The following is a 25,707-nucleotide window of genomic DNA, read 5'->3' as shown; positions in this document are numbered from 1 at the left end:
AACGAGTGTCCCTGATCGCGTCTGACCACTTCCGCATCGTTGTCGGCCTCGGCAAGAGCGGCATGTCCCTGGTTCGCTTCCTGGCGAACCGGGGCATTGCGTTTGCGGTGGCCGATACCCGCGAGAACCCGCCGGAGCTGGCGACCTTGCGTCGCGACTACCCGCAGGTGGAAGTGCGTTGTGGCGAACTGGATGTGGAGTTCCTGTGCCGTGCCGACGAGCTGTACGTCAGCCCCGGCCTGGCCCTGGCGACCCCGGCCCTGCAGCAGGCTGCCGCGCGCGGCGTGAAGCTGTCGGGCGACATCGAACTGTTCGCGCGCAATGCCAAGGCGCCGATCATTGCCATCAGCGGTTCCAATGCCAAGAGCACCGTCACCACCCTGGTCGGGGAGATGGCCGTTGCGGCAGGCAAACGTGTGGCAGTGGGCGGCAACCTCGGTACCCCGGCACTGGACCTGCTGGACGACGCCATCGAGCTGTACGTGATGGAGCTGTCGAGCTTCCAGCTGGAGACCACCGATCAGCTGAATGCCGAAGTGGCCACCGTGCTCAACGTCAGCGAAGACCACATGGACCGCTACAGCGGCCTGCCGGCCTATCACCTGGCCAAGCACCGGATCTTCCGTGGCGCACGGCAGGTGGTGGTCAACCGCCAGGATGCACTGAGCCGTCCGCTGCCGATGGAAAACGTGCCGTGCTGGACGTTCGGCCTGAATGTGCCCGACTTCAAGGGCTTCGGGCTGCGCGAAGAGAACGGCGAGAAGTACCTGGCGTTCGAGTTCCAGACCCTGATGCCGGTGCGCGAGCTGAAGATCCGTGGTGCGCACAACCAGTCCAACGCCCTCGCGGCGCTGGCCCTGGGGCATGCCGCAGGCCTGCCGTTCGACGCCATGCTGGCCAGCCTGCGCACCTTTGCCGGCCTGGCCCACCGTTGCCAGTGGCTGCGCGAGCGTGACGGCGTGAGCTGGTACGACGACTCCAAGGCCACCAACGTCGGTGCCGCGCTGGCGGCCATCGAAGGCCTGGGTGCGGATATCGACGGCAAGCTGGTGCTGGTGGCCGGCGGCGACGGCAAGGGCGCGGATTTCTCGGCGCTGCGTGCCCCGGTGGCGGCGCACTGCCGCGCCGTGGTGCTGCTGGGCCGTGATGCCGAGCGCCTGGCCCAGGCGTTGGGCGACAGCGTGCCGCTGATTCGCGTCAGCAGCCTCGACGAAGCCGTGCAGCAGGGCGCCGCGCTGGCCCAGCCAGGCGACGCCGTGCTGCTGTCGCCTGCCTGCGCAAGCCTGGACATGTTCAAGAACTTCGAAGAGCGTGGGCGGCTGTTCGCCCAGGCCGTGGAGGGGCTGGCATGATCTTCGGCATCATCAAGCCTTATCCGTCCCCCCTGGTCACTGGTCGCGGCATCGATCTCGATTTCGCCATGCTCGCGGGCTGCCTGGCGCTGCTGGGCCTTGGCCTGGTGATGATCACCTCGGCCTCCTCGGAAGTGGCCGCGTTGCAGTCGGGCAACCCGCTTTACCACATGATCCGTCACCTGGTGTACGTGGCCATCGGCCTGGTCGCCTGCGTCGTCACCATGATGGTGCCGATCGCCACCTGGCAGCGCATGGGCTTCATGATGCTGGTCGGTGCCTTCGGGTTGCTGGTGCTGGTACTGGTGCCGGGCATCGGCCGCGAAGTGAACGGCTCGATGCGCTGGATCGGCTTCAGCTTCTTCAACGTGCAGCCTTCCGAGATCGCCAAGGTGTTCGTGGTGATCTACCTGGCGGGCTACCTGGTGCGCCGCCAGACCGAGGTGCGCGAGAGCTGGATGGGCTTCTTCAAGCCGTTCATCGTGCTGCTGCCGATGGCCGGCCTGCTGCTGATGGAGCCGGACTTCGGCGCCACGGTGGTGATGATGGGCGCCGCCGCGGCGATGCTGTTCCTGGGCGGGGTGGGGCTGTTCCGCTTCAGCCTGATGGTGGTGCTGGCGGTGGCGGCGGTGTTCATTCTGGTACAGGCGCAGCCCTACCGGATGGCGCGCCTGATCACCTTCACCGACCCCTGGTCGGATCAATTCGGTTCCGGCTATCAGCTGACCCAGGCCCTGATTGCATTCGGCCGCGGTGAGTGGCTGGGCGTGGGCCTGGGCAACAGCGTGCAGAAGCAGTTCTACCTGCCCGAAGCACACACCGACTTCGTGTTCTCGGTACTGGCCGAAGAGCTGGGCGTGGTCGGTTCGCTGCTGACCGTTGCGCTGTTCGTGTTCGTCAGCCTGCGCGCGATGTACATCGGTCTGTGGGCCGAGAAAGCCAAGCAGTTCTTTGCCGCCTACATGGCCTACGGGCTGGCCTTCCTGTGGATCGGCCAGTTCCTGATCAACATCGGGGTGAACGTCGGCCTGCTGCCGACCAAGGGCCTGACCCTGCCGTTCCTCAGCTACGGCGGCAGCTCGCTGGTGATCTGCTGCGTGTGCATGGGCCTGCTGCTGCGCATCGAGTGGGAGAGCCGCACGCACCTGGGCAGCGAAGAACATGAATTCGATGAGAGCGATTTTGCCGAGGAGCCAAGACATGGCCGTTGAAGGCAAAAACGTATTGATCATGGCAGGCGGCACCGGGGGCCACGTGTTCCCGGCCCTGGCCTGCGCCCGTGAGTTCCAGGCACGCGGTTACACCGTGCACTGGCTGGGCACCCCACGCGGTATCGAAAACGAGCTGGTGCCCCAGGCCGGGTTGCAACTGCACCTGATCCAGGTCACCGGCTTGCGTGGCAAGGGCAAGCTGTCGCTGCTCAAGGCGCCGTTCACCCTGTTCAAGGCGGTGCTGCAGGCGCGGCGCATCATCCGTCGGCTCAAGCCGGTGTGTGTGGTCGGCTTTGGCGGCTATGTGACCGGCCCGGGCGGTGTGGCGGCGAAGCTGGCTGGCGTGCCCGTGGTGATCCACGAGCAGAACGCCAAGGCCGGTACCGCCAATCGGCTGCTGGTGCCGCTGGCAGGCCGAGTCTGCGAAGCTTTCCCGAACACCTTCGAGGCCAGCGACAAACTGCGCACCACCGGCAACCCGGTGCGCGGCGAGCTGTTCCTGGAGCCTGTGCGCGCGCCACTGGCCGGGCGCCGCGCGCGCCTGCTGGTGCTGGGCGGCAGCCTGGGCGCGGAGCCGTTGAACAAACTGTTGCCACAGGCCCTGGCCCTGGTACCCGAGGCCCTGCGCCCCGAGGTGTTCCACCAGGCCGGCAAGCAGCATGACCAGATTACCGCCGAGCGCTATCGCGAGGCCGGGATCGAGGCTCAGGTAGAGCCGTTCATCAAAGACATGGCCCACGCCTATGGCTGGGCCGACCTGGTGATCTGCCGGGCCGGTGCGCTGACCGTCAGCGAACTGGCTGCGGCCGGTCTGCCCTCGATGCTGGTGCCGCTGCCCCATGCCATCGACGATCACCAGACCCACAACGCCCACTATCTGGCACGTGAAGGCGCCGCCTTCCTGATGCCGCAAGCGACAACTGGCGCAGCGCAGCTCGCTGAACGCCTGAACGAGGTACTGATGCAACCGCAAAAACTCGACACCATGGCCAGCACCGCACGACGCCTGGCCAAGCCCGCGGCTACCAGCACCGTGGTCGATATCTGCCTGGAGGTGGCCCATGGTTGAAAGCCAGAAAGCCATCCCGCAACCTGAAATGCGCCGTATCCGCCGCATCCACTTCGTCGGTATCGGCGGCGTGGGCATGTGCGGTATTGCCGAGGTATTGCTCAACCTGGGTTACCAGGTTTCCGGCTCGGACCTCAAGGCCTCGCCGGTCACCGAGCGCCTGGAGTCCTTTGGTGCCGAAATCTTCCTTGGCCACCGCGCCGAGAACGCCGCCAGTGCCGATGTACTGGTGGTGTCCAGTGCCATCAATACGGCCAACCCGGAAGTGGCGACGGCCCTTGAGCGGCGTATCCCCGTGGTACCGCGTGCCGAAATGCTCGCCGAACTGATGCGCTATCGCCACGGCATCGCGGTAGCCGGTACCCACGGCAAGACCACCACCACCAGCCTGCTGGCCTCGGTGTTCGCCGCCGGCGGCCTGGACCCGACCTTCGTGATCGGTGGCCGGCTGAATGCAGCAGGTACCAATGCACAACTGGGTACCAGCCGCTACCTGATTGCCGAAGCCGACGAAAGCGACGCCAGCTTCCTGCACCTGCAGCCGCTGGTGGCCGTGGTCACCAACATCGACGCCGACCACATGGCGACCTATGAGGGCGACTTCAACAAGCTGAAGAAGACCTTCGTCGAGTTCCTCCACAACCTGCCGTTCTACGGCCTGGCCGTGGTATGCCTGGATGATCCGGTGGTGCGCGAGATCCTGCCGCTGGTCAAGCGCCCGGCAGTGACCTACGGCTTTGCCGAGGAAGCCGACGTGCGCGCGATCAATGTGCGCCAGTCGGGCATGCAGACCCACTTCACCGTGCTGCGCCGTGACCGCGAGCCGCTGGACGTGTCGGTGAACATGCCGGGCAACCACAATGTGCTCAATGCACTGGCCACCATTGCCATCGCCACCGACGAGGGCATCAGCGACGAGGCCATCGTGCAGGGGCTTTCGGGCTTCCAGGGCGTGGGCCGACGTTTCCAGGTGTACGGCGAACTGCCGGTCGACGGTGGCAGCGTGATGCTGGTGGACGACTACGGTCACCACCCCACCGAAGTGGCGGCCGTGATCAAGGCCGTGCGCGGTGGCTGGCCGGAGCGCCGCCTGGTGATGGTCTACCAGCCGCACCGCTACAGCCGTACCCGCGACCTGTACGACGACTTCGTGCAGGTGCTGGCCGATGCCAACGTGCTGCTGCTGATGGAGGTCTACCCGGCCGGCGAAGAGCCGATCCCGGGGGCCGACAGCCGCCAGCTGTGCCACAGCATCCGTCAGCGTGGCCAGCTGGACCCGATCTACATCGAGCGCGGCATCGAGCTGGCGCCACTGGTCAAGCCGCTGCTGCGTGCCGGTGACATCCTGCTGTGCCAGGGTGCCGGCGACATCGGTGGCCTGGCCCCGCAATTGTTGAAAAGCCCATTGTTCGCGGGCGCGGTTGCCACCGCAGGGAAGGCCAAATGACTGCTCAATACTCCAAGCTGCACTCGACCATCGACCCGAAGGCCTTCGGCCGTGTCGGCGTGCTGTACGGCGGCAAGAGCGCCGAGCGCGAGGTGTCGCTCAAGTCCGGCGCCGCAGTGATCGAGGCGCTCACCAGCGCCGGCGTCGAGGTGATCGCCATCGATGTGGGTGACGATCTGCTCGACCGTCTGCAGCGCGAGAAGCTCGACCGCGCCTTCATCATTCTCCACGGCCGTGGCGGTGAAGACGGCAGCATGCAGGGCCTGCTCGAGTGCCTGGGTATCCCCTACACCGGCAGCGGCATCCTGGCGTCGGCCCTGGCGATGGACAAATTGCGCACCAAACAGGTGTGGAAAAGCCTGGGTATTCCAACCCCGCACCACGCGGTGCTGGCCAGCGAGCAAGACTGTATTTCTGCGGGCGCGGAACTGGGCTTCCCTTTGATCGTCAAACCGGCCCATGAAGGCTCCAGTATCGGTATGGCGAAAGTGAGCAGCGTCGAAGAATTGATCGTTGCCTGGAAGGACGCCGCCACCTACGACTCGCAAGTATTGGTTGAACAATGGATTCACGGTCCGGAGTTCACCATTGCCGTGCTGCGCGGCCAGGTGCTGCCGCCGATTGCGCTGGGCACCCCGCACACGTTCTACGACTACGACGCCAAGTACGTCGCCAACGATACCCAGTACCGCATTCCGTGCGGCCTGGACGCTGCCAAGGAACAGGAACTGATCGAACTGACCGCACGTGCGTGCGACGCCATCGGCATTGCCGGCTGGGGTCGTCTGGACGTGATGCAGGACGAGCAGGGCAACTTCTGGCCTCTGGAAGTCAACACCGCACCAGGCATGACCGATCACAGCCTGGTCCCAATGGCGGCACGCGCGGCCGGCCTGGACTTCCAGCAGTTGGTGCTGGCGATCCTGGCGGCCAGCGTCGAGGCGCGAGGTTAAGCCCATGCAAGGCGCGATGGTACGTCATCAGCAACCCGCCACCGGCCGCAAGCCGGTGCCGCGCGGTGCCAGCCGGATGGTGGCCAAGGAGCCACTGTCGGCGCGCCTGCCCAAGGCCAATTTCAGCGTGTTCAAGCGTCTGCTGTGGCCGGTTCTGCTGGTAGTGGCCGGGTTCGGTGCCTACGAGGGCGCACAGCGCCTGATGCCGTATGCCGACCGGCCGATCACCAAGATCGCCGTGCAGGGCGACCTGAGCTACATCAGCCAGCAGGCCGTGCAGCAGCGTATCGCGCCCTATGTGGCCGCCAGCTTCTTCACCGTCGACCTGGCCAGCATGCGCACCGAGCTCGAGCAGATGCCGTGGATCGCGCATGCCGAAGTGCGTCGCGTGTGGCCGGACGAAGTGGTGATCCGCCTCGAGGAACAGCTGCCGGTGGCGCGCTGGGGCGACGAGGCCCTGCTCAACAACCAGGGCCAGGCCTTCACCCCGCGCGAGCTGGCCAACTACGAGCACCTGCCGCAGCTGTTCGGGCCGCAGCGGGCGCAGCAGCAAGTGATGCAGCAATATCAGGTACTGAGCCAGATGTTGCGGCCCATGGGCTTCTCGATCGCCCGGCTGGAACTGCGTGAGCGGGGCAGCTGGTTCCTGACCACCGGTGCCGGCAGCGCCGGGCCGGGTATCGAGTTGCTGCTGGGGCGCGACCATCTGGTGGAAAAGATGCGCCGTTTCATTGCCATTTACGACAAGACGCTCAAAGAACAGATCACGAACATCGCCCGCATCGATCTGCGTTACGCCAATGGCCTGGCCGTTGGCTGGCGGGAACCGAATGCACCGACGACAGCCCAACCCGCTGTTGCGAAGAATTAGAGAGAGGCAGGACCCATGGCAAATGCGCATAGCGGCAAAATGATCGTCGGGCTGGATATCGGTACGTCCAAGGTGGTTGCACTGGTGGGCGAAGTGGCCGCCGATGGCACCCTGGAAATCGTCGGTATCGGCACCCATCCATCGCGCGGGCTGAAGAAGGGCGTGGTGGTCAATATCGAATCCACCGTGCAGTCGATCCAGCGCGCCGTCGAAGAGGCCCAGCTGATGGCTGGCTGCCGGATTCACTCGGCGTTCGTCGGCGTGGCGGGCAATCACATCCGCAGCCTGAACTCCCACGGCATCGTCGCCATCCGCGATCGCGAAGTCAGCGCGGCGGACCTGGAGCGGGTGCTGGACGCGGCCCAGGCCGTGGCCATCCCGGCCGACCAGCGGGTGCTGCACACCCTGCCGCAGGACTACGTGATCGACAACCAGGAAGGCGTGCGCGAGCCGCTGGGCATGTCCGGCGTGCGCCTGGAAGCCAAGGTGCACGTGGTCACCTGTGCGGTCAATGCAGCACAGAACATCGAAAAATGCGTGCGCCGCTGCGGCCTTGAAATCGACGACATCATCCTCGAGCAACTGGCCTCGGCCTACTCGGTGCTGACCGATGACGAAAAAGAGCTGGGCGTGTGCCTGGTGGACATCGGTGGCGGTACCACCGACATCGCGATCTTCACCGAGGGCGCCATCCGCCACACGGCGGTGATTCCGATTGCCGGCGACCAGGTGACCAACGACATCGCCATGGCGCTGCGTACCCCCACCCAGTACGCCGAAGAGATCAAGATCCGCTACGCCTGTGCCCTGGCCAAGCTGGCCGGTGCCGGCGAAACCATCAAGGTGCCGAGCGTGGGCGATCGTCCGCCGCGCGAACTGTCGCGCCAGGCCCTGGCCGAAGTGGTCGAGCCACGCTACGACGAACTGTTCACCCTGATCCAGGCCGAACTGCGTCGCAGTGGCTACGAAGACCTGGTGCCGGCCGGCATCGTGCTCACCGGCGGTACCGCCAAGATGGAAGGCGCGGTGGAACTGGCCGAAGAGATTTTCCACATGCCGGTACGCCTGGGCGTGCCTTACACCGTGCGGGGTCTGAGCGACGTGGTGCGCAACCCCATCTATTCCACCGGCGTGGGCCTTCTGACCTATGGCCTGCAGAAGCAGTCCGAAGGCGTGACCCTGACCGGTATCAGCAGCAACAGCTATGGCGATGAACCGAAGGCCCCGGTGCTTGAGCGACTCAAGCGCTGGGTCCAGGGCAACTTTTAAGTTTCAAAGCAGTAGTAGTAGGCGCAAAAAACTAGAGAACTGAAAGGAGAGGGAAAATGTTCGAGCTCGTAGACAACGTCCCGCAAAGCCCGGTCATCAAAGTGATCGGCGTCGGTGGCGGCGGTGGCAACGCCGTCAATCACATGGTCAAGAGCAACATCGAAGGCGTCGAATTCATCTGCGCCAACACCGATGCTCAAGCGCTGAAAAACATCGGCGCGCGCACCATCCTGCAACTGGGCACCGGCGTGACCAAGGGCCTGGGTGCAGGTGCCAATCCGGAAGTCGGTCGTCAGGCCGCGCTGGAAGACCGTGAGCGCATCGCCGAAGTGCTGCAAGGCACCAACATGGTGTTCATCACCACCGGCATGGGCGGCGGTACCGGTACCGGTGCTGCTCCGATCATCGCCGAAGTGGCCAAGGAAATGGGCATCCTCACCGTTGCGGTGGTGACCCGTCCGTTCCCGTTCGAAGGTCGCAAGCGCATGCAGATCGCCGACGAGGGCATCCGTGCCCTGGCCGACAGCGTCGATTCGCTGATCACCATTCCGAACGAGAAGCTGCTGACCATCCTGGGCAAGGATGCCAGCCTGCTGTCGGCCTTCGCCAAGGCTGACGACGTGCTCGCCGGTGCCGTTCGCGGTATCTCCGACATCATCAAGCGTCCGGGCATGATCAACGTCGACTTCGCCGACGTGCGTACCGTGATGAGCGAGATGGGCATGGCCATGATGGGTACCGGCTGCGCCAGCGGTCCGAACCGTGCGCGTGAAGCGACCGAGGCGGCCATCCGCAACCCGCTGCTCGAAGACGTCAACCTGCAGGGCGCCCGCGGCATTCTGGTGAACATCACCGCAGGTCCTGACCTGTCGCTGGGTGAATACTCCGATGTGGGCAGCATCATCGAGGCATTCGCCTCCGACCACGCCATGGTCAAGGTCGGTACCGTCATCGACCCGGACATGCGCGACGAGCTGCACGTCACCGTGGTAGCCACCGGCCTGGGTGCCAAGATCGAGAAACCGGTCAAGGTCATCGACAACACCCTGCAAGCGTCCGCTGTACAGACCCCAGCCCCTGCACCGGCCCGTCCGGAGCAACCTTCGGTCAACTACCGCGATCTGGAGCGTCCGACCGTCATGCGCAACCAGGCTCACGCCGGGGCCGCTGCGGCACAGAAGCTGAACCCGCAGGACGACCTGGATTATCTGGATATCCCGGCTTTCCTGCGTCGTCAGGCCGATTAATGGAATTTATCAGGGCTATGAAGGTGATTGGTGTTCAGCAAAGGCCGGGTCTGCTATTATCCTCAGCCTTTGTTGATACCAGTTCGCAATTTGCGCTGAAGCGGCCAATGCCATGATTAAACAACGCACCCTGAAAAATATCATCCGTGCCACAGGTGTCGGCCTGCACTCCGGGGAAAAGGTTTACCTGACCCTCAAGCCCGCCCCTGTGGATACCGGCATCGTATTTTGCCGTGCCGACCTCGACCCTGTGGTGCAGATCCCTGCCCGTGCGGAAAACGTCGGCGAGACGACCATGTCCACGACACTGGTCAATGGCGATACCAAGGTAGACACGGTAGAGCACCTGCTCTCGGCCATGGCTGGCCTGGGCATCGATAACGCCTACGTCGAGCTCTCCGCGTCCGAAGTGCCAATTATGGACGGCAGCGCCGGGCCCTTTGTATTCCTGATTCAATCTGCCGGCCTGGAAGAACAGGACGCAGCCAAGAAGTTCATCCGCATCCTGCGTGAAGTGACAGTGGAAGACGGCGACAAGCGCGCCACTTTCCTGCCTTTCGAAGGGTTCAAGGTGAGTTTCGAGATCGATTTCGACCACCCGGTGTTCCACAACCGGACCCAGAGTGCCAGCGTGGACTTTTCCAGCACCTCGTTCGTGAAGGAAGTCAGCCGCGCCCGTACCTTCGGGTTCATGAGTGACATCGAGTACCTGCGCAAGCACAACCTCGCCCTCGGCGGCAGCGTGGAAAACGCCATCGTCGTGGACAAGGATGGCGTGCTCAACGAAGACGGCCTTCGCTACGAAGACGAATTCGTCAAGCACAAGATCCTCGATGCGATTGGCGACCTCTACCTGCTGGGCAACAGCCTGATCGGCGAGTTCAAGGGCTACAAGTCCGGACACGCGCTGAACAATCAGCTGCTGCGCAAGCTGATCGAGGAAACCGATGCGTGGGAAGTGGTGACGTTCGAAGATGCCAGCACGGCACCGATCTCTTACATGCGTCCGGTTGCGGCAGTGTAAGTACGAACTCTCTCTTCTTTAGTTATTTTTTGGGGCTGCCTTCGGGTGGCCCTTTTTTATTGCCGCGCAGTCGCAGGTTTGCGAGCGCTGTGCGCTCGTCTATCCCTTGCCGTGCCTGGCCAGGCGCTCCAGCGCCGCCTTGAGCTTGGGGTCGGTGATCCCTTCGGCCGTAGCGTGGATGTTCTGCGCCGAACGTGTCGAGATGTCCATCGGGTGCCCCGCCGCGGGTGCCACACCGGCCACTGGCTGCACCCTGAAATTGATGCGGGTCAGGCTGCTGAAGGCCTCCATCATCTGCAACTGGCGCAGCAGGCGTTTCTGCTGGTAGCGCAGGCGCGTGGCCCAGTGCCCGTCGGTGACGATCAGCAGCAGCGTACCCTCGCGCCAGGAGGCCACATGGCAATGCTCGCGCGCTGCCGGCTGCAACTGGCTCTCTACCAGGCGCTGCAGCTGGGCCAGGCGCTGGGCCTGGCTGAACAGGGCCTTGAGCGGTCGCGCTTCACGCAAAAGCACGGCGGGTGCACGGGCGGGCAGGGGGCGAAAAGCCATGGGCAGGGTCCGAAAAATACAGTGGCGCCATCTTAACAGATCGCCCCGCCGGTAATTCTTCATGTGACGATGGGTTGAAGTTGGCGAAAAAGGCCTTATTGTAAAAAAGCCCCGTCAAAAGCGCTGTGCCAGCATCGTGGAAATCCGCCACTTTCCTCACCATCGTTTCCGGGTAGAATGCTCGTTCGCATGCGGCCATAAGGGCTGCACGGGCGACTCACGGGGCCGCCCTCCATCCCTACGTGTGGAAGATCCTGCCAATATGTTTGCGCCTTTGTTAAAAAAACTTTTTGGAAGCAAGAACGAGCGTGAAGTCAAACGCATGCTCAAGACGGTACAGATCGTCAATGCCTTCGAAGAGCAGATGGTCGCCCTGACGGACGAGCAGTTGCGGGCCAAGACCGCAGCGTTCAAAGAGCGCCTGGCCAAAGGCGAGACCCTTGACCAACTGTTGCCCGAAGCCTTCGCCGTTGCGCGCGAGGCCGGCAAGCGGGTCATGGGCATGCGTCACTTCGATGTACAGCTGATCGGTGGCATGACCTTGCACGAGGGCATGATCGCAGAGATGCGTACCGGTGAAGGCAAGACCCTGGTGGCGACCCTGGGCGTGTACCTCAACGCGCTGTCCGGCAAGGGCGTGCACGTGGTCACGGTCAACGACTACCTGGCCCGCCGCGACGCCAACTGGATGCGCCCTCTGTATGAATACCTGGGCCTCACCGTGGGTGTGGTCACCCCGTTCCAGCCGCCGGAAGAAAAGCGCATCGCCTATGCCGCCGACATCACCTACGGCACCAACAACGAATTCGGTTTCGACTACCTGCGCGACAACATGGCGTTCAGCATGGAAGAGAAATTCCAGCGCGAGCTGAATTTCGCCGTGATCGACGAAGTCGATTCCATCCTGATCGACGAAGCCCGTACCCCGCTGATCATCTCCGGCCAGGCCGAAGACAGCTCCAAGCTGTACATCGAGATCAACAAGCTGATCCCGCAGCTCAAGCAGCACATCGAAGAGGTCGAAGGGCAGGTCACCCAGGAAGGCCACTACAGCATCGACGAGAAGACCCGCCAGGTCGAACTCAACGAAGCCGGCCACCAGTACATCGAAGAGATGCTCACCCAGGTCGGCATGCTGGCTGAGGGCGAGAGCCTCTACTCGGCGCACAACCTGGGCCTGCTGACCCACGTGTATGCCGGCCTGCGTGCCCACAAGCTGTTCCACCGCAATGTCGAGTACATCGTGCAGGACGGCCAGATCCTGCTGATCGACGAGCACACCGGCCGCACCATGCCGGGCCGTCGCCTGTCCGAGGGCCTGCACCAGGCCATCGAGGCCAAGGAAAACCTGAACATCCAGCCCGAGAGCCAGACCCTGGCCTCGACCACGTTCCAGAACTACTTCCGCCTGTACAACAAGCTGTCCGGCATGACCGGTACCGCTGACACCGAAGCGTTCGAATTCGCCCAGATCTACCAGCTCAACGTGATGGTGATCCCGCCGAACAAGCCGCTGGCGCGCAAGGACTTCAACGACCTGGTCTACCTGACCGCCGAAGAGAAGTACACCGCGATCATCGCCGACATCAAGGAGAGCATGGCTTCCGGGCGTCCGGTGCTGGTGGGTACCGCCACCATCGAAACCTCCGAGCACATGTCCAACCTGCTGATCAAGGAAGGCATCGATCACAAGGTCCTGAACGCCAAGTTCCACGAGAAGGAAGCCGAGATCATCGCCCAGGCCGGTCGCCCGGGTGCACTGACCATCGCCACCAACATGGCCGGTCGTGGTACCGACATCCTGCTGGGCGGCAACTGGGAAGTCGAAGTGGCTGCCATGGACAACCCGACGCCCGAGCAGGTTGCCCAGGTCAAGGCCGACTGGCAGAAGCGTCACCAGCAGGTGATCGAGTCCGGTGGTCTGCACGTGATCGCCTCCGAGCGCCACGAATCGCGCCGTATCGACAACCAGTTGCGTGGCCGTTCCGGCCGTCAGGGCGACCCGGGCTCGAGCCGCTTCTACCTGTCGCTGGAAGACAGCCTGATGCGCATCTTCGCCTCCGACCGGGTCAAGAACTTCATGAAGGCCCTGGGCATGCAGTCCGGCGAGGCCATCGAGCACCGCATGGTCACCAACGCCATTGAGAAGGCCCAGCGCAAGGTCGAAGGTCGCAACTTCGACATCCGCAAGCAACTGCTCGAATTCGACGACGTGGCCAACGAGCAGCGTAAGGTCATCTACCACATGCGCAACAGCCTGCTGGCGGCGACCAACATCGGCGATACCATCGCCGAGTTCCGCCAGGAAGTGCTCGATGCCACCGTGGCCCAGCACATCCCGCCACAGTCGCTGCCCGAGCAGTGGGACGTGCCGGGCCTGGAAGCGGCACTGGCCAGCGATTTCGGGGTCAAGCTGCCGATCCAGCAGTGGCTGGACGAAGACGACCACCTGTACGAAGAGACCCTGCGCGAGAAGTTGATGGCCGAGCTGATGGCGGCCTACAACGAGAAGGAAGAGCAGGCCAGCGCCGATGCCCTGCGTACCTTCGAGAAGCAGATCCTGCTGCGTGTGATCGACGACCTGTGGAAAGACCACCTGTCGACCATGGATCACCTGCGCCACGGTATCCACCTGCGTGGCTACGCCCAGAAGAACCCGAAGCAGGAATACAAGCGCGAGTCGTTTGCCCTGTTCCAGGAACTGCTGGACTCGATCAAGCGCGACACCATCCGCGTGCTCTCGCACGTTCAGGTTCGCCGCGAAGACCCGATCGAAGAGGAAGCACGCCTGCGCCGCGAAGCCGAAGAGCTGGCCCAGCGCATGCAGTTCCAGCACGCCGAGGCCCCTGGCCTGGAAGCGGGCGAGCTGCTTGAGGAGGGTGCCGACGTCGCCGTGGCCGCAGCGCCGGTGCGCAACGAGCAGAAGCTGGGCCGCAACGAACCCTGCTGGTGCGGTTCGGGCAAGAAGTTCAAGCAGTGCCACGGCAAGATCGACTGATCGCACCGCCGTTGCCCCCTGCTGATATCTGAACACCGCGCCGCGACGGGCCCAACCGTCGCGGCGTTGTTCCATCTCAAGCGCCGGTATCTCGAGCCGGCGCCTTTTTTCTAGGAGCGCTTTCATGGCTGTCGGTCTTGGTCCTTTGCCAACGTTGCACCCGGTTCCAGGTTTTGAACTCGGTATTGCCTCTGCGGGCATCAAGCGCCCCGGGCGCAAGGACGTTGTGGTAATGCGCTGCGCCGAAGGCTCCAGCGTTGCCGGCGTGTTCACCCTCAATGCGTTCTGCGCTGCCCCGGTGATCCTGGCCAAGCAGCGCGTGCAGGGCAGTGTGCGTTACCTGCTGACCAACACCGGCAACGCCAACGCCGGTACCGGCGCCCCCGGCCTGGCCGCTGCCGAGCGCACCTGCGCCAGGCTGGCCGAGCTGGCGGGTGTCGACGCCGATGCGGTGCTGCCGTTCTCCACCGGTGTGATCGGTGAGCCACTGCCGGTCGAGAAGATCGAAGGCGCGCTGCAGGCCGCCCTGGACGACCTGTCGGAAAGCAACTGGGCCGAGGCCGCCACCGGCATCATGACCACCGACACCCTGCCCAAGGGGGCCAGCCGCCAGTTCCAGCATGACGGCGTGACCATCACCGTGACCGGCATCAGCAAGGGCGCCGGGATGATCCGCCCGAACATGGCGACCATGCTCGGCTACATCGCCACCGACGCCAAGGTGGCGCCGGCCGTGCTCAAGGACCTGCTGCTGGACGGCGCCAACAAGTCGTTCAACCGCATCACCATCGACGGCGATACCTCGACCAACGATTGCTGCATGCTGATCGCCACCGGCAAGGCCGACGTGGCTGAAGTGACCGAAGCCCGCGGCCCGCTGTTCGATGCGCTGAAAAAGGCGGTGTTCGAGGTGTGCATGGAAGTGGCCCAGGCCATCGTGCGTGACGGTGAAGGCGCGACCAAGTTCGTGACCGTTCAGGTCAACGGTGGTGGCAATCATCAGGAATGCCTGGACGTCGGCTATGCCGTGGCGCATTCACCGCTGATCAAGACCGCGCTGTTCGCCTCCGACCCGAACTGGGGCCGGATCCTGGCAGCTGTGGGCCGTGCTGGCGTGCCGAACCTGGACGTGAGCCTGATCGACGTGTACCTGGACGATGTGTGCATCGCCAGCAAAGGCGGCCGCAACGCCACCTACACCGAGGCCCAGGGCTCGGCCGTGATGGCCCAGGAAGAGATCACCATCCGCATCGACCTGGGGCGTGGCGACTGCAGCGAGACGATCTGGACCACCGACCTGTCCCATGAGTATGTGAAGATCAACGCTGAATACCGTACCTGACCGTATTGCGGGTCAAGCCCGCTCCCTCAAGGATTGCAGTAACCCTGTGGGAGCGGGCTTGACCCGCGATAGGCCCCCGCACATCCCGATGGAGCCCACCCATGAGCTACCAACTGATCATCGGCGACAAGCTGTATTCCTCCTGGTCGCTGCGCGCCGCCCTGGCCCTCGAGCTGGCCAGGGTGCCCTACACCGAACTGCTGATCACCCTCAACCAGCCCGATACCCGCCAGCGTATCCTTGCGCACTCCGCCACCGGCAAGGTGCCCCTGCTCAAGTCCGAACACGGCACCATCGCCGATTCGCTGGCAATCGCCGAGTACCTGGCCGAGCGCCACCCTGAAGCCAACCTGTGGCCCAGCGACATCGCTGCCCGGGCCCAGGCGCGTTCGGCCTGTGCGCAGATGCACAGTGGCTTCTTCGCCCTGCGCAGCACCATGCCGATGAACCTGGACCACGATCAGGCCCTTGAGAGCATTCCACTCGAGGTGCAGATCGACATCGACCGCATCGTCGCGCTGTGGTCCGAGTGCCGCCTGGTGGCCAAGACCCCGGGCCCGTACCTGTTCGGCGAACTGAGCCTGGCCGACGCCTTCTTCGCCCCGGTGGCGGTGCGCCTGCGCAGCTACCGTGTCGAACTGCCTGCGGCAGCCGCCGCCTACGTCGAGGCCATCTACCAGTGGCCGGCCTTCCAGGCCTGGCAGCAGGCTGCGCTGGCGGAGCGTGCGTCGTGAAGCGGGTGCATGTTGCCGCTGCGGTGATCCGTGGCACCGATGGGCGCATCCTGATTGCGCGCCGTGCCGACAGCCAGCATCAGGGCGGCCTGTGGGAGTTTCCCGGCGGCAAGGTGGAGGCGGGGGAGGCGGTCGAGATCGCCCTGGCCCGCGAGCTGCACGAGGAACTGGGCATCGTCGTGACCCGTGCACGGCCCTTGATCAAGGTGCGTCACGACTACCCCGACAAGCAGGTGCTGCTGGACGTGTGGGAGGTCGACGGCTTTACCGGCGAGCCCCATGGCGCCGAAGGCCAGCCACTGGCCTGGGTGTCGCCACGCGAACTGCCGCAATACGACTTCCCTGAAGCCAACCAGCCCATCGTGGCGGCCGCGCGGTTGCCTGGCCACTACCTGATCACCCCGGGCGAACTGGAAGCCCCGCAGTTGCTGCGCGGCATCCAGAAGGCGATTGCCGGCGGGATCAAGCTGGTGCAGTTGCGTGCGCCCAACGGCTACGACCCCAAGTACCGCGATGTGGCGGTGGATGCGGTGGGGCTGTGTGCCGGCAAGGCGCAGTTGATGCTCAAGGGGCCGCTGGAGTGGCTGGGCGATTTCCCGGCGGCAGGGTGGCACCTTACGGCCGAGCAGTTGCGCAAATACGCGCCCAAGGGCCGACCGTTCCCCAGGGAGCGCTGGCTGGCCGCGTCATGTCACAACGCCGAAGAACTGGCGCTGGCAGAGCAGATGGGGGTGGATTTCGTCACCCTGTCGCCGGTGCAGGCGACCCAGACGCATCCCGAGGCGGTACCGTTGGGCTGGGAGCAGGTCAGCGAGCTGATCGAAGGCTTCAACCGGCCGGTGTATGTGCTGGGTGGCGTGGGGCCGGCTGATTGCGAGCGGGCCTGGCAGTTCGGCGCCCAAGGCGTGGCCGGAATTCGGGCATTCTGGCCTGAGGCCTGAGTGAAGCCTCGCCGGCAAGGCCGGCTCCTACAGACGGCGCTGACCCTTGTAGGAGCCGGCCTTGCCGGCGAAGCGGCGTCATGGCCTGGCCGCAGCCTGCCACAACACCTCCGCCACCCCCTGGCGCCGCGCAATCACCCGCGCGGCCACGAACAGCAAGTCCGACAGCCGATTGATGTACGCCAGCCCCACCCCCGCCAGCGGCTCTGCCGCATTCAACTGCTGACACCGCCGCTCCGCACTGCGGGCCAGGCTGCGGCATACATGGGCCTGGGCAATCAGCGCCGAACCGCCCGGCAGAATGAAGTTCTCCAGAGGCCCCAGCTCTTCATTCCAGTGGTCGATCGCCGCTTCCAGGCGCTGCACCTCGGCCTCGTTCAAGGCCTGGTAACTGGGCATCGCCAGCTCACCACCCAGGTCGAACAGCCGATGCTGACACGGCGCCAGCACTTCGACCACCTCGTCCAGGTGTTGCTCGGCCAGGCCTGCCAGCAACACGCCCAGCTGGCTGTTGAGCGTGTCCACCTCTCCGATGGCCTCGATGCGCGGATGGTCCTTGGCGACGCGGCGGCCGTCGCCCAGGCCGGTTTCGCCCTTGTCGCCGGTGCGGGTGTAAATCTTCGACAAGCGAAAACCCATGCTCATGACTCCATCGTTGGCGGGCCGGCGGGTGGCATCGGCAGGTTGCTCAGCGGCAGGCGCAAGGTGAAGCACGTGCCCTGACCTGGCGCCGACTGCACCTCCATCTGGCCCTTGTGGTTGTTGGTGATGATGAAATACGACACTGACAGGCCCAGGCCAGTGCCCTGGCCGATTTCCTTGGTGGTGAAGAACGGCTCGAAGGTGCGCTTGCGCACCGCCTCGGGCATGCCCACGCCGTTGTCTTCGACCTGGATCTCGGCCCACGGCGGGTTGAGCCGGGTACGCAGGATGATACGCCCCGGTTCGCTGTCGTCTTCGCGCTGGTGAATCGCCTGGGCGGCGTTCTTGAGCAGGTTGAGCAGCACCTGTTCCAGCTCGTTGGCGGTGCCGGGCACCGGGCCCAGGGCCGGGTCGAACTGGCGCACGATGGCCTGGCCCTTGAAGTCGAAGCCTTCGGTCAGGTCGAAGTCGTTGCCGGCGATCTCCACCGCTTGGTCGATCAATGCCGGCAGGTCGCACGGTGCCATCTGGCGGTTGCTGCGGCGGCTGAAGCTGAGCATGTGGGTGACGATCTTGGCCGCCCGTGCGCCGGCCTGCTGGATGCCATCGAGCAACTGGGGTACCTGGCGGTTTTCCAGGTACTGGTTGACCGTACCCAGGTCGATGCCGGTTTCGCTGGCCTGCTCCAGGTTCTTCGGCAGGTCGGGGGACAGGCGTCGACGGATGTTCTGCACGTTGTGCAGGATCGCCCCCAGCGGGTTGTTGATCTCGTGCGCCATGCCAGCAGCCAGGCCACCGACCGATAGCATCTTCTCCGACTGCACCATCATCTCTTCGAGCGACAGGCGCTGGGTGATGTCGTCGATGCGAATCACCACGCCGCGCCCGCCACCGCCCATCAGCGGGTAGAAGGTCAGGGCGTAGTGGCGCGCATCGTCGCCCCTGGTCCAGGTGACCCGCTCGATCTTGGCCACGCGGTGCTTCTCGACGCTTTCCTTGAGCTGCGGCAGGAACGGCTTGAGCGGCTCGAACGCGAGGAAGATCGGCTGGTTCAGCGCCTCGTCCAGCGGCGTGCCGGAAAGCGCGCTGGCCTCCTGGTTCCACTGGGTCACGTAGAGCTGTTCGTCCAGGGCGATCAGTGCCGAGGGCATGGAGTCGATGATGCTGTTGAGGTAGTTCTGAAAGCCGGTGAGCTTGCGCTCGATCTTGCTGCGCACCTGTACTTCGAGTTCCAGCTTGCGGTTGGTGTGACGGGTTTCCTCGGCCAGGCCCTGGGCCTGGTCATAGGCGGTCTGGAATTCGTCGCGGGCGCGCTTGAGTTGCTGTTCGCGGGCTTCGATGCGCGACAGCATGGTGTTGAACGCCTCGGCCAGGCTTCCGATTTCGTCGCGGTTGCCGGGGCGCGCGCGCAGGGCATAGTTCTCTTCGCGGGTCACCTGGCGCGAGAGCTGTTCGAGCTGGTAGATCGGCTGGGTGATCAGGCGCTTGATCTGCCGCGCAATCAGCATCCATAGCAGGATGCTGAACACCAGGATGCCCAGGCTGGCGGTCAGTGTGCCGGTATAGAAGGCCATCGGCAGCTCGCTGCTGGCCACCAGCAGCAGATGCCCGGGCGGGTTGCCGGGGCGCGGCAGGGTTACCAGCTGGGTGCTGCGAAACTCGGTCAGGCGCCAGCTTTCGATGTTGCGGTAGCGCTTGGGCACTGCCAGGGGTTCGCCGTGCTGCAACTGCGCCAGCAGCTTGCCGTCGCTGCCATACAGCGCGGCGGCGCGCAGCGGGGTGTAGCTGTCCAGTTCCTTGAGCAGGTCGTTGGCCGCCTCTGGCGAGTCGGCGGCGCGCTGTGCCAGCTCCGGGTGCGATACCAGGCGGCCGATGGTCTGCAGGGCCTGGGGCGCCATGGCCTCCTGGGAGATCCAGTAGGCGGCGCTGATGAAGGTCAGGTTGGCCACCAGCAGAATGGTGATCAGCAGCACCAGCAGGGCGGCCAGCAGCTTCTGGCCGACCGGCAGGTTTTCCAGGCGTTCGCGCAAGGGCATGGTGACGGCGTGATCCTGTGGGTGGAGGGGCAGGGTAGCGTTGCCCTCAGTCGCTGGGCAACCCGCGTGCGTTCAGGTGTTCGACCAGGCGCCGGTGCAGCCGTTCAAGGTGCGCCAGATGGCGGCCGTGGCGGGCGGCAACGCGGCAGGCGTGGCCGAGCAGGTAGTGGATCTCGGTGCGTCGGCCCTGGCGCACGTCCTGGTACATGGAAGAGTAGTTCGCCGCCGTGGCCTGGATGACCCGTTCGACCTCGACCTGCAGGTCGGTGGCGGCTTCGGGCTGGCCGCAGTGCTGCAGCAGCTCGGCCAGCTCCGCGCACAGCGTGGCCACCTCGCAGTGATGCTCGGCCAGGCCGCCGTTGCGGCACGCATGCAGCACGGTCAGTGGGTTGATGGCGCAGTTGAGCGCCAGCTTGCGCCACAGCCGGGTGAGGATGTCCGGGGTCCACTGGTGCGGGATGCCGGCGTCGGTCAGGTCGTCGAGCCAATCGGGCGGCAGCGGGTTGGCCGGGTCGCCCAGCCAGTTGAAGCCATGCCCGGCAAAGTTCACCTGCCAGTCGGCTTCGCGAAACGCGCCCTCGGTGCTGGAGGCGAAGATGCAGCGTGCGTGGGGGACCTGGCTGGCGACTTCGTCCTGGCTGCCCAGGCCGTTCTGCAGCAGCACCAGCTCGGCATTGCGCGCCAGTCGGGGCGCCAGTTGCGCCACTGCCGCGGGCGCGTCGTAGGCCTTGCAGGCCACCAGCAGCCGGTGGATAGACGTGCCTGCATCGGCGGTTTCGGCGGGGATCGCGTGGCGCTGCGCCTGGCCGTTGTGTACCAGGCTCAGGCCGCCCGCCGCCTCGTAGGCGTGCAGGCGCGCAGGGTCGCGCAGGATCAGGCGGACCGCCTTGCCGGCCTGTGCCAGGCGGCAGGCCCAGAGGCTGCCCAGGCTGCCGGCGCCGAGAATATGCCAGGTGCTGCTCATCTGCGTTTCGCAACCGTTATAATGAACCCGCATTTTAACCGTCAAACCCGGCACGCTCCATCATGCTCTGCGACCAGGGGCCCATGAGCGTGCGTTTATTTTTTTGGAGAATGGATATGCCGTCGTTCGACGTGGTATCGGAACTGGACAAGCACGAAGTCACCAACGCCGTGGAAAACGCGGTCAAGGAGCTCGACCGCCGCTACGACCTCAAGGGCAAGGGCAGCTTCGAGTTCAAGGAAAAGGAACTGACCGTCAACCTCACCGCCGAGGCCGAGTTCCAGCTCGAGGCGATGATCGACATCCTCAAGCTGGCGCTGGTCAAGCGCAAGATCGACGTGCAGTGCCTGGAGGTCAAGGATGCCTTCGCATCGGGCAAGGTGATGAAGCAGGAAGCGACGCTGAAGGAAGGCATCGACAAGGAACTGGCCAAGAAGATCGTCGCCCACATCAAGGACGCCAAGCTCAAGGTCCAGGCCGCCATCCAGGGCGAGCAGGTACGTGTCACCGGCAAGAAACGCGACGACCTGCAGGAGGCCATCGCGGCCCTGCGTGCCAAGGAGTTCGGCATGCCGCTGCAGTTCAACAACTTCCGCGACTGATCCCCGTGTACCCGGAACCTTGGCGCCGTTTCGGCGTCCGAGGTTTCTGCGGCCGCTGAAACGATTGCGGCGCCACGCTTTCCCCGTTTTTTGCCGCCCGGCATCAGGAGACAACCTATGGATTTGAACGCTGAAGTGGATCAGCTGGTCAGGACTTCGCAGACCTGGATCCCGATGATCATGGAATATGGCAGTCGCCTGTTGCTGGCGCTGCTGACCCTGGCCATCGGCTGGTGGGTGATCAACAAGGTCACCTACCGCCTGGGCAAGCTGCTGGCCCTGCGCAACGCCGACCTGGCGCTGCAAGGCTTCATCAGCAGCCTGGCGAACATCATTCTGAAGATCCTGCTGGTGGTCAGCGTGGCCTCGATGATTGGCATCGAGACCACCTCGTTCGTGGCCGCTATCGGTGCCGCCGGCCTGGCCATCGGCCTGGCCTTGCAGGGCAGCCTGGCGAACTTCGCCGGTGGGGTGCTGATCCTGCTGTTCCGCCCGTTCCGCCTGGGCGACTGGATCGAGGCCCAGGGGGTCAGCGGTACCGTGGACAGCATCCAGATCTTCCACACGGTGCTGCGTACCGGTGACAACAAGACGGTGATCCTGCCCAACGGCAGCCTGTCCAACGGCATCATCACCAACACCAACCGCCAGCCGACCCGCAAGGTGGTGTTCGATGTGGGCGTGGACTACGAGGCCGACCTGCAGGTAGCGCGCAAGGTGCTGCTGGACCTGGCCAATGACCCGCGGGTGCTGCAGGAACCGGGCGCGCCCCAGGCGGTGATTTCGGCACTGGGCGACAGCTCGATCACCGTGTCGCTGCGAGCCTGGGTGAAGACGGCTGACTACTGGGACGTGATGTTCATGCTCAACGAGCATGCGCGCGACCGGTTGAAGGCCGAGGGCATCGACATCCCGTTTCCGCAGCGGGTAATCCGTGTGGTGCAGGAAGCGGCCGTGCAGTAACACGCCTCGAGCTCATCGCGGGTCAAGCCCGATCCCACAGGTACATCATGTGTCTGGAGACAGTGATGACCGCGTGGGAGCGCGGCTTGCCCCGCGATTCGGGTGCACCGATTACACTTGTTCACTTCTTGTTACTGTCCGACCTTTGCCTTTTCTGGCATACAGGCTGGCTGATTTTCCCTGCCAGGCCTTGCCATGCTTACCCCGCTGATAAACATCACCCCGTTCCGGGCATTCTGTTTCGCCATGACCCTGGCGTTGTTCGAATTGCTGACCTACCTGGCCAGCGACGTGGTGATGCCTGCCATGCCCACGGTGGTGGGCGACCTGAATGCCAGCCCCGAATTCATCCCCCATGCGCTGAACCTCTACCTGCTTGGCGGTGTGCTGCTGCAGTGGCTGATCGGCCCGCTGGCCGACCGCTACGGGCGGCGTCCGCTGCTGCTGTGGGGGTGCGCCATCTTCTGCCTGGCCTGCCTTGCCACCTACTGGGTCGAGGGCATCGAGCTGTTCAACCTGCTGCGCCTGTTGCAGGGTATCGGCCTGGGCTTTGTGGTCACGGTCAGCTACCCGGCCCTGAACGAAGCCTTCAGCGAGGCGGATGCGGTGCGCATGATGGCCCTGCTGGCCAACATCGCGCTGCTTTCGCCGCTGCTCGGCCCACTGGTAGGCACCGTGCTGCTGGAATGGGTCTCGTGGCGCTGGCTGTTCGTACTGTTCGCAGGGTTCGCCGTGCTGACCTGGTGCGCGCTGTACCGCTTCATGCCTGAAACCCTGGGGGTGGAGCGGCGCGACGGTACGCGCCTGGCCTTCCAGCCCATCCACCTGCTGCCCTTGCTGGCCGGTTACGGGCAACTGCTGGGCAACCGCCGCTTCGTTGCCGGCAGCGCTGCCCTGGGCCTGGTGGGCCTGCCGCTGATCGGCTGGATCGGTCTGTCGCCGGTGCTGCTGATTCATGACGAGGGCTTGAGCACCCTGGACTATGCACTGTGGCAATTGCCGGTGTTCGGCGGCCTGATTGCGGGCAACCTGATCATCAACCGCATTGCCGAGCGCTACAGCCTGCGCGCGCTGATCCGCAAGGCCCTGTGGCCGTATCTGATCGGCCTGGGCGCGGCCATGCTGGGCACCTGGCTGTACCCTTCGGTGTTCAGCCTGGTGGCGGGCATGTCGCTGTACGCACTGGGCCTGGGCATCGCCAACGCGGTGCTGTACCGCATGACGCTGTTCTCCAGCGAGCAGAGCAAGGGCCTGGTGTCGGCGATGCTGGGCATGATCACCATCGCCTTGCTGGGCCTGGGCGGCGCCTTGCTGGCGATGCTGGGGGCAGGGGCGAGCCTGTTGAGCTTCGCCCTGGCGGCAGGTTGCGCCGGGTTGCTGGCGCTGTGGCCGTTGCGCACGGTGCTGCAGGACGACGCCGAACTGGCGTCGCTGGCCTAGGCTCCGGGGCGCTCGGTGGTCTCGGGCTCCACGGGGGCCAGCTTGCCGCGCCGCAGTTCCTGGTGCCAGTGCAAGGCGATCAGGATCAGCGTTGGCACCCCGAGCATCGCGGTGATCAGGAAGAAGTCGTGATAGCCGTACTTCTCGACCATCACGCCTGAGTAGCCACCGATCAGGCGCGGCAACAGCAGCATGATCGAGCTGAGCAGGGCGTACTGGGTGGCCGAGAACTTCAGGTTGGTCAGGCTCGACAGGTAGGCCACGAAGGCCGAGGTCGCCAGACCCGAGCTGAAGTTGTCGAGCGAGATGGTCACCACCAGCATCTGCAGGTTCGGCCCCATGTCGGCGAGCATCAGGAACAGCAGGTTGGTCGCCGCCGAGGTCACACCGCCGATGAACAGGATCGGCAGGATGCCGAAGCGCACGATCAGCAGGCCGCCCATGCCGGCCCCGAACAGGGTCATGAACAGGCCGAAGATCTTGCTGACGCTGGCGATCTGGTCCTTGGTGAAGCCCTGGTCGATGTAGAACACGTTGGCCATCACGCCCATCACCGTGTCCGACATGCGGTAGGTGGCGATCAGCCCCAGCAGCAGCAGCGCCTGCCAGCGGTAGCGCACGATGAAGTCGTTGACCGGAGTCAGCACCGGGGCCAGCCCGCGTCGCCCCATGGACGACAGGCACAGCGTGGTGAGGGTGATGTAGAGGATCGCGCGCAGGAAGGCGCGGTCTTCAAGCAGCAGGTCGAGCAGGCTGGCGCCTTCGAACAGCACGCTGGCGAAATCGGTGTTGTACAGCTGGGTGAACATCGCCGGTACCGACACCAGCAGAATGATCAGCACGAAGACCGAGGCCAGCTGGTGGCCGAAGCCGTAGCGCGCCGCCAACAGCTGGGTACGCAGGGGGACGGGCGGCTCGCGCATCAGCAGGCTGGTGATCAGGGCGGGCACCATCAGCACGCCGAACAGCACATAGGTGCCGGTCCAGGCGCTGTGCTTGTAGCTGAAGCCGGTGGAGCCGAACCCTTCGGCAAAGAACAGCGCGCCCGCGGTGGCCAGCAGGGCGGCGACCCGGTAGCCGGCCATGTAGCTGGCGGCCAGGGCGGCCTGGCGCTGGTCGCCGGCGATCTCGAGGCGGTAGGCATCCACGGCGATGTCCTGGGTGGCCGAGGCGAAGGCCACCAGCACCGCCAGCGCGATCAGCCACGACAGGTGCTTCTGCGGGTCGCAAAAGCCCATGCCGACCAGGCCGATGACCACCAGGATCTGTGACAGCACCAGCCAGGAACGGCGTCGGCCAAGCTTGCCCAGCAATGGCAGGCGCCATTGGTCCAGCAGTGGCGACCATACCCACTTGAAGGCGTAGGCCAGGCCGATCAGGCTGGCATAACCGATGGTTTCACGGGCAACCCCGGCTTCGCGCAGCCATACCGACAGGGTCGAGAACACCAACATATAGGGCAGGCCGGCGGCAAAGCCGAGCAGCAACAGCACCAGGGTCGACGGGCTGGCATAGGCAGCGAGCGCAGCGCGCCAGGTTTTACGGGGCATGGGCCAACATCTGCCTCAAGTTTGCGAAAACAAAGCGCGCACTCTAACCGCTGTGCTCCATCGGGCGCCAGCCATGGCGCAACATATCCACACGATTGTTCCGGACGGTCACCCCTTCGGCCCGCAGGCGGGCCCGCTGCTCATCCCCGGAGGGCGTGCCAAGGGCCAGGCTCAGGCGTCCGCCGGCGCCCAGCACGCGGTGCCAGGGCAGGCGAGTGTCGCTCGGCAACTGGCTGAGGGTGCGCCCCACCCAGCGCGCCGCGCGGCCCAGGCCCGCGATGGCCGCCAGTTCACCATAGCTGACCACCTTGCCTGGCGGCAGTTGGCCCAGCACCAGGTAGAGCGCCGTCCGTCGGTCTTCTGCGCGCTGCTGCGCGTCGGTCAAGGCCGCGCTCATCGGGGCGTTGCGGGGCAGTGAAGGGGGCAGGGCGCACAAATACGAATTGAACTCATCGGCATTGGCTGGGTCAGTCCTTGTTCTGCTGGCGGGTATCTGGATAATG

General features: G+C 64.7%; 22 protein-coding genes. 16 read left to right on the top strand and 6 right to left on the bottom strand.

All coding sequences use genetic code 11. From position 1 onward, the window contains the following. Positions 1-5 precede the first annotated feature (5 nt). The 9 genes from murD (at position 6) to lpxC (ending at position 10,443) form a co-directional block, all read left to right on the top strand. On the top strand, positions 6-1,352 hold the full coding sequence (murD, locus tag LOY33_RS20770) for a UDP-N-acetylmuramoyl-L-alanine--D-glutamate ligase (RefSeq protein WP_104571974.1): 1,347 nt from the start codon (positions 6-8) through the stop codon (positions 1,350-1,352). Further along, positions 1,349-2,563: a putative lipid II flippase FtsW gene (gene ftsW, locus LOY33_RS20765; RefSeq protein ID WP_054914837.1), complete on the top strand. Its 1,215-nt coding sequence runs from the start codon at positions 1,349-1,351 to the stop codon at positions 2,561-2,563. Before murD ends, ftsW begins: the two co-directional genes overlap by 4 nt. Next, positions 2,553-3,632 (top strand): undecaprenyldiphospho-muramoylpentapeptide beta-N-acetylglucosaminyltransferase, encoded by a 1,080-nt coding sequence (gene murG / locus LOY33_RS20760; protein ID WP_043862067.1) that lies wholly within the window; start codon positions 2,553-2,555, stop codon positions 3,630-3,632. The genes ftsW and murG overlap by 11 nt, the downstream gene beginning before the upstream one ends. Next, positions 3,625-5,079, top strand: a complete 1,455-nt coding sequence (murC, locus tag LOY33_RS20755) for a UDP-N-acetylmuramate--L-alanine ligase (protein WP_043862068.1) — start codon at positions 3,625-3,627, stop codon at positions 5,077-5,079. Before murG ends, murC begins: the two co-directional genes overlap by 8 nt. After that, positions 5,076-6,032: a D-alanine--D-alanine ligase gene (locus LOY33_RS20750; protein WP_043862069.1), complete on the top strand. Its 957-nt coding sequence runs from the start codon at positions 5,076-5,078 to the stop codon at positions 6,030-6,032. Before murC ends, LOY33_RS20750 begins: the two co-directional genes overlap by 4 nt. A 4-nt stretch (positions 6,033-6,036) precedes the next feature. Continuing rightward, positions 6,037-6,903 (top strand): cell division protein FtsQ/DivIB, encoded by an 867-nt coding sequence (locus LOY33_RS20745; RefSeq protein WP_043862070.1) that lies wholly within the window; start codon positions 6,037-6,039, stop codon positions 6,901-6,903. A 15-nt stretch (positions 6,904-6,918) separates the two neighbouring features. Next, complete coding sequence (gene ftsA / locus LOY33_RS20740) at positions 6,919-8,172, top strand: cell division protein FtsA (protein ID WP_043862071.1); 1,254 nt, start codon at positions 6,919-6,921, stop codon at positions 8,170-8,172. 56 nt (positions 8,173-8,228) lie between these two features. Continuing rightward, complete coding sequence (gene ftsZ, locus LOY33_RS20735; RefSeq protein ID WP_043862072.1) at positions 8,229-9,419, top strand: cell division protein FtsZ; 1,191 nt, start codon at positions 8,229-8,231, stop codon at positions 9,417-9,419. A gap of 112 nt (positions 9,420-9,531) precedes the next feature. Continuing rightward, a complete protein-coding gene (gene lpxC / locus LOY33_RS20730) occupies positions 9,532-10,443 on the top strand; it encodes a UDP-3-O-acyl-N-acetylglucosamine deacetylase (RefSeq protein ID WP_043862073.1) in 912 nt (303 codons plus the stop codon). Positions 10,444-10,542: 99 nt separating this feature from the next. On the opposite strand, the gene LOY33_RS20725 is transcribed toward lpxC, so the two are convergent. After that, positions 10,543-10,992 carry a DUF721 domain-containing protein gene (locus LOY33_RS20725; protein ID WP_054914835.1) on the bottom strand — a complete coding sequence of 150 codons (450 nt, stop codon included), beginning with the start codon at positions 10,990-10,992 and terminating at the stop codon, positions 10,543-10,545. Between the two features lie 262 nt (positions 10,993-11,254). Between LOY33_RS20725 and secA the strand changes: the two genes are divergently transcribed. The 4 genes from secA to LOY33_RS20705 all read left to right on the top strand — a co-directional run bounded on the left by secA (position 11,255) and on the right by LOY33_RS20705 (position 17,007). After that, a complete protein-coding gene (gene secA / locus LOY33_RS20720; RefSeq protein ID WP_054914834.1) occupies positions 11,255-13,990 on the top strand; it encodes a preprotein translocase subunit SecA in 2,736 nt (911 codons plus the stop codon). Positions 13,991-14,114: 124 nt separating this feature from the next. Then, positions 14,115-15,332: a bifunctional glutamate N-acetyltransferase/amino-acid acetyltransferase ArgJ gene (argJ, locus tag LOY33_RS20715; RefSeq protein ID WP_258659932.1), complete on the top strand. Its 1,218-nt coding sequence runs from the start codon at positions 14,115-14,117 to the stop codon at positions 15,330-15,332. Positions 15,333-15,433: 101 nt separating this feature from the next. Then, the gene (locus LOY33_RS20710) at positions 15,434-16,066 is read left to right on the top strand and encodes a glutathione S-transferase (protein ID WP_088515537.1); all 633 of its coding nucleotides are present in this window, start codon (positions 15,434-15,436) and stop codon (positions 16,064-16,066) included. After that, the gene (locus LOY33_RS20705; RefSeq protein WP_078479528.1) at positions 16,063-17,007 is read left to right on the top strand and encodes a Nudix family hydrolase; all 945 of its coding nucleotides are present in this window, start codon (positions 16,063-16,065) and stop codon (positions 17,005-17,007) included. Before LOY33_RS20710 ends, LOY33_RS20705 begins: the two co-directional genes overlap by 4 nt. Positions 17,008-17,085: 78 nt before the next feature. On the opposite strand, the gene LOY33_RS20700 is transcribed toward LOY33_RS20705, so the two are convergent. Genes LOY33_RS20700 through LOY33_RS20690 form a run of 3 tightly spaced genes read right to left on the bottom strand, consistent with a single transcriptional unit; the run spans position 17,086 to position 20,649 of the window. Further along, a complete protein-coding gene (locus LOY33_RS20700; protein WP_043862079.1) occupies positions 17,086-17,646 on the bottom strand; it encodes a cob(I)yrinic acid a,c-diamide adenosyltransferase in 561 nt (186 codons plus the stop codon). 2 nt (positions 17,647-17,648) lie between these two features. Beyond that, a complete protein-coding gene (locus LOY33_RS20695; protein ID WP_258659930.1) occupies positions 17,649-19,685 on the bottom strand; it encodes an ATP-binding protein in 2,037 nt (678 codons plus the stop codon). Positions 19,686-19,731: 46 nt separating this feature from the next. After that, positions 19,732-20,649 (bottom strand): putative 2-dehydropantoate 2-reductase, encoded by a 918-nt coding sequence (locus tag LOY33_RS20690; RefSeq protein WP_258659929.1) that lies wholly within the window; start codon positions 20,647-20,649, stop codon positions 19,732-19,734. 116 nt (positions 20,650-20,765) lie between these two features. On the opposite strand from LOY33_RS20690, the gene LOY33_RS20685 reads away from it, so the two are divergent. From LOY33_RS20685 to LOY33_RS20675, 3 genes are all read left to right on the top strand, one after another. After that, a complete protein-coding gene (locus LOY33_RS20685) occupies positions 20,766-21,251 on the top strand; it encodes a YajQ family cyclic di-GMP-binding protein (protein WP_043862082.1) in 486 nt (161 codons plus the stop codon). Between the two features lie 117 nt (positions 21,252-21,368). Further along, positions 21,369-22,214, top strand: a complete 846-nt coding sequence (locus LOY33_RS20680; protein ID WP_043862083.1) for a mechanosensitive ion channel family protein — start codon at positions 21,369-21,371, stop codon at positions 22,212-22,214. Between the two features lie 195 nt (positions 22,215-22,409). Beyond that, positions 22,410-23,654 (top strand): MFS transporter, encoded by a 1,245-nt coding sequence (locus LOY33_RS20675; RefSeq protein ID WP_043862084.1) that lies wholly within the window; start codon positions 22,410-22,412, stop codon positions 23,652-23,654. Here the strand turns inward: LOY33_RS20675 and LOY33_RS20670 are convergent. Continuing rightward, a complete protein-coding gene (locus tag LOY33_RS20670; RefSeq protein ID WP_258659928.1) occupies positions 23,651-25,204 on the bottom strand; it encodes an AmpG family muropeptide MFS transporter in 1,554 nt (517 codons plus the stop codon). The two genes, LOY33_RS20675 and LOY33_RS20670, sit on opposite strands and share 4 nt — an antisense overlap. Positions 25,205-25,247: 43 nt before the next feature. After that, complete coding sequence (locus LOY33_RS20665) at positions 25,248-25,601, bottom strand: MGMT family protein (protein ID WP_043862086.1); 354 nt, start codon at positions 25,599-25,601, stop codon at positions 25,248-25,250. Positions 25,602-25,707: the final 106 nt, after the last annotated feature.

The organism is Pseudomonas sp. B21-036, from assembly GCF_024748925.1.
GTDB classification, from domain to species: Bacteria; Pseudomonadota; Gammaproteobacteria; order Pseudomonadales; family Pseudomonadaceae; genus Aquipseudomonas; species Aquipseudomonas palmensis.
The sequence above is the reverse complement of the archived record's forward strand: the minus strand, read 5'-3'. Positions and strand labels throughout refer to the sequence as shown.

Excerpts from the sequence above, each read along its gene's own strand:
- LOY33_RS20670 (WP_258659928.1), bottom strand. The coding sequence starts at position 25,204 with ATGCCCCGTAAAACCTGGCGCGCTGCGCTCGCTGCCTATGCCAGCCCG.
- LOY33_RS20690 (WP_258659929.1), bottom strand. The coding sequence starts at position 20,649 with ATGAGCAGCACCTGGCATATTCTCGGCGCCGGCAGCCTGGGCAGCCTC.
- LOY33_RS20675 (WP_043862084.1), top strand. The coding sequence starts at position 22,410 with ATGCTTACCCCGCTGATAAACATCACCCCGTTCCGGGCATTCTGTTTC.
- LOY33_RS20680 (WP_043862083.1), top strand. The coding sequence starts at position 21,369 with ATGGATTTGAACGCTGAAGTGGATCAGCTGGTCAGGACTTCGCAGACC.
- murC (WP_043862068.1), top strand. The coding sequence starts at position 3,625 with ATGGTTGAAAGCCAGAAAGCCATCCCGCAACCTGAAATGCGCCGTATC.
- LOY33_RS20725 (WP_054914835.1), bottom strand. The coding sequence starts at position 10,992 with ATGGCTTTTCGCCCCCTGCCCGCCCGTGCACCCGCCGTGCTTTTGCGT.
- LOY33_RS20700 (WP_043862079.1), bottom strand. The coding sequence starts at position 17,646 with ATGGGTTTTCGCTTGTCGAAGATTTACACCCGCACCGGCGACAAGGGC.
- LOY33_RS20665 (WP_043862086.1), bottom strand. The coding sequence starts at position 25,601 with ATGAGCGCGGCCTTGACCGACGCGCAGCAGCGCGCAGAAGACCGACGG.
- ftsA (WP_043862071.1), top strand. The coding sequence starts at position 6,919 with ATGGCAAATGCGCATAGCGGCAAAATGATCGTCGGGCTGGATATCGGT.
- lpxC (WP_043862073.1), top strand. The coding sequence starts at position 9,532 with ATGATTAAACAACGCACCCTGAAAAATATCATCCGTGCCACAGGTGTC.
- LOY33_RS20695 (WP_258659930.1), bottom strand. The coding sequence starts at position 19,685 with ATGCCCTTGCGCGAACGCCTGGAAAACCTGCCGGTCGGCCAGAAGCTG.
- LOY33_RS20745 (WP_043862070.1), top strand. The coding sequence starts at position 6,037 with ATGCAAGGCGCGATGGTACGTCATCAGCAACCCGCCACCGGCCGCAAG.
- ftsZ (WP_043862072.1), top strand. The coding sequence starts at position 8,229 with ATGTTCGAGCTCGTAGACAACGTCCCGCAAAGCCCGGTCATCAAAGTG.
- murG (WP_043862067.1), top strand. The coding sequence starts at position 2,553 with ATGGCCGTTGAAGGCAAAAACGTATTGATCATGGCAGGCGGCACCGGG.
- LOY33_RS20685 (WP_043862082.1), top strand. The coding sequence starts at position 20,766 with ATGCCGTCGTTCGACGTGGTATCGGAACTGGACAAGCACGAAGTCACC.
- secA (WP_054914834.1), top strand. The coding sequence starts at position 11,255 with ATGTTTGCGCCTTTGTTAAAAAAACTTTTTGGAAGCAAGAACGAGCGT.
- argJ (WP_258659932.1), top strand. The coding sequence starts at position 14,115 with ATGGCTGTCGGTCTTGGTCCTTTGCCAACGTTGCACCCGGTTCCAGGT.
- ftsW (WP_054914837.1), top strand. The coding sequence starts at position 1,349 with ATGATCTTCGGCATCATCAAGCCTTATCCGTCCCCCCTGGTCACTGGT.
- LOY33_RS20750 (WP_043862069.1), top strand. The coding sequence starts at position 5,076 with ATGACTGCTCAATACTCCAAGCTGCACTCGACCATCGACCCGAAGGCC.
- LOY33_RS20710 (WP_088515537.1), top strand. The coding sequence starts at position 15,434 with ATGAGCTACCAACTGATCATCGGCGACAAGCTGTATTCCTCCTGGTCG.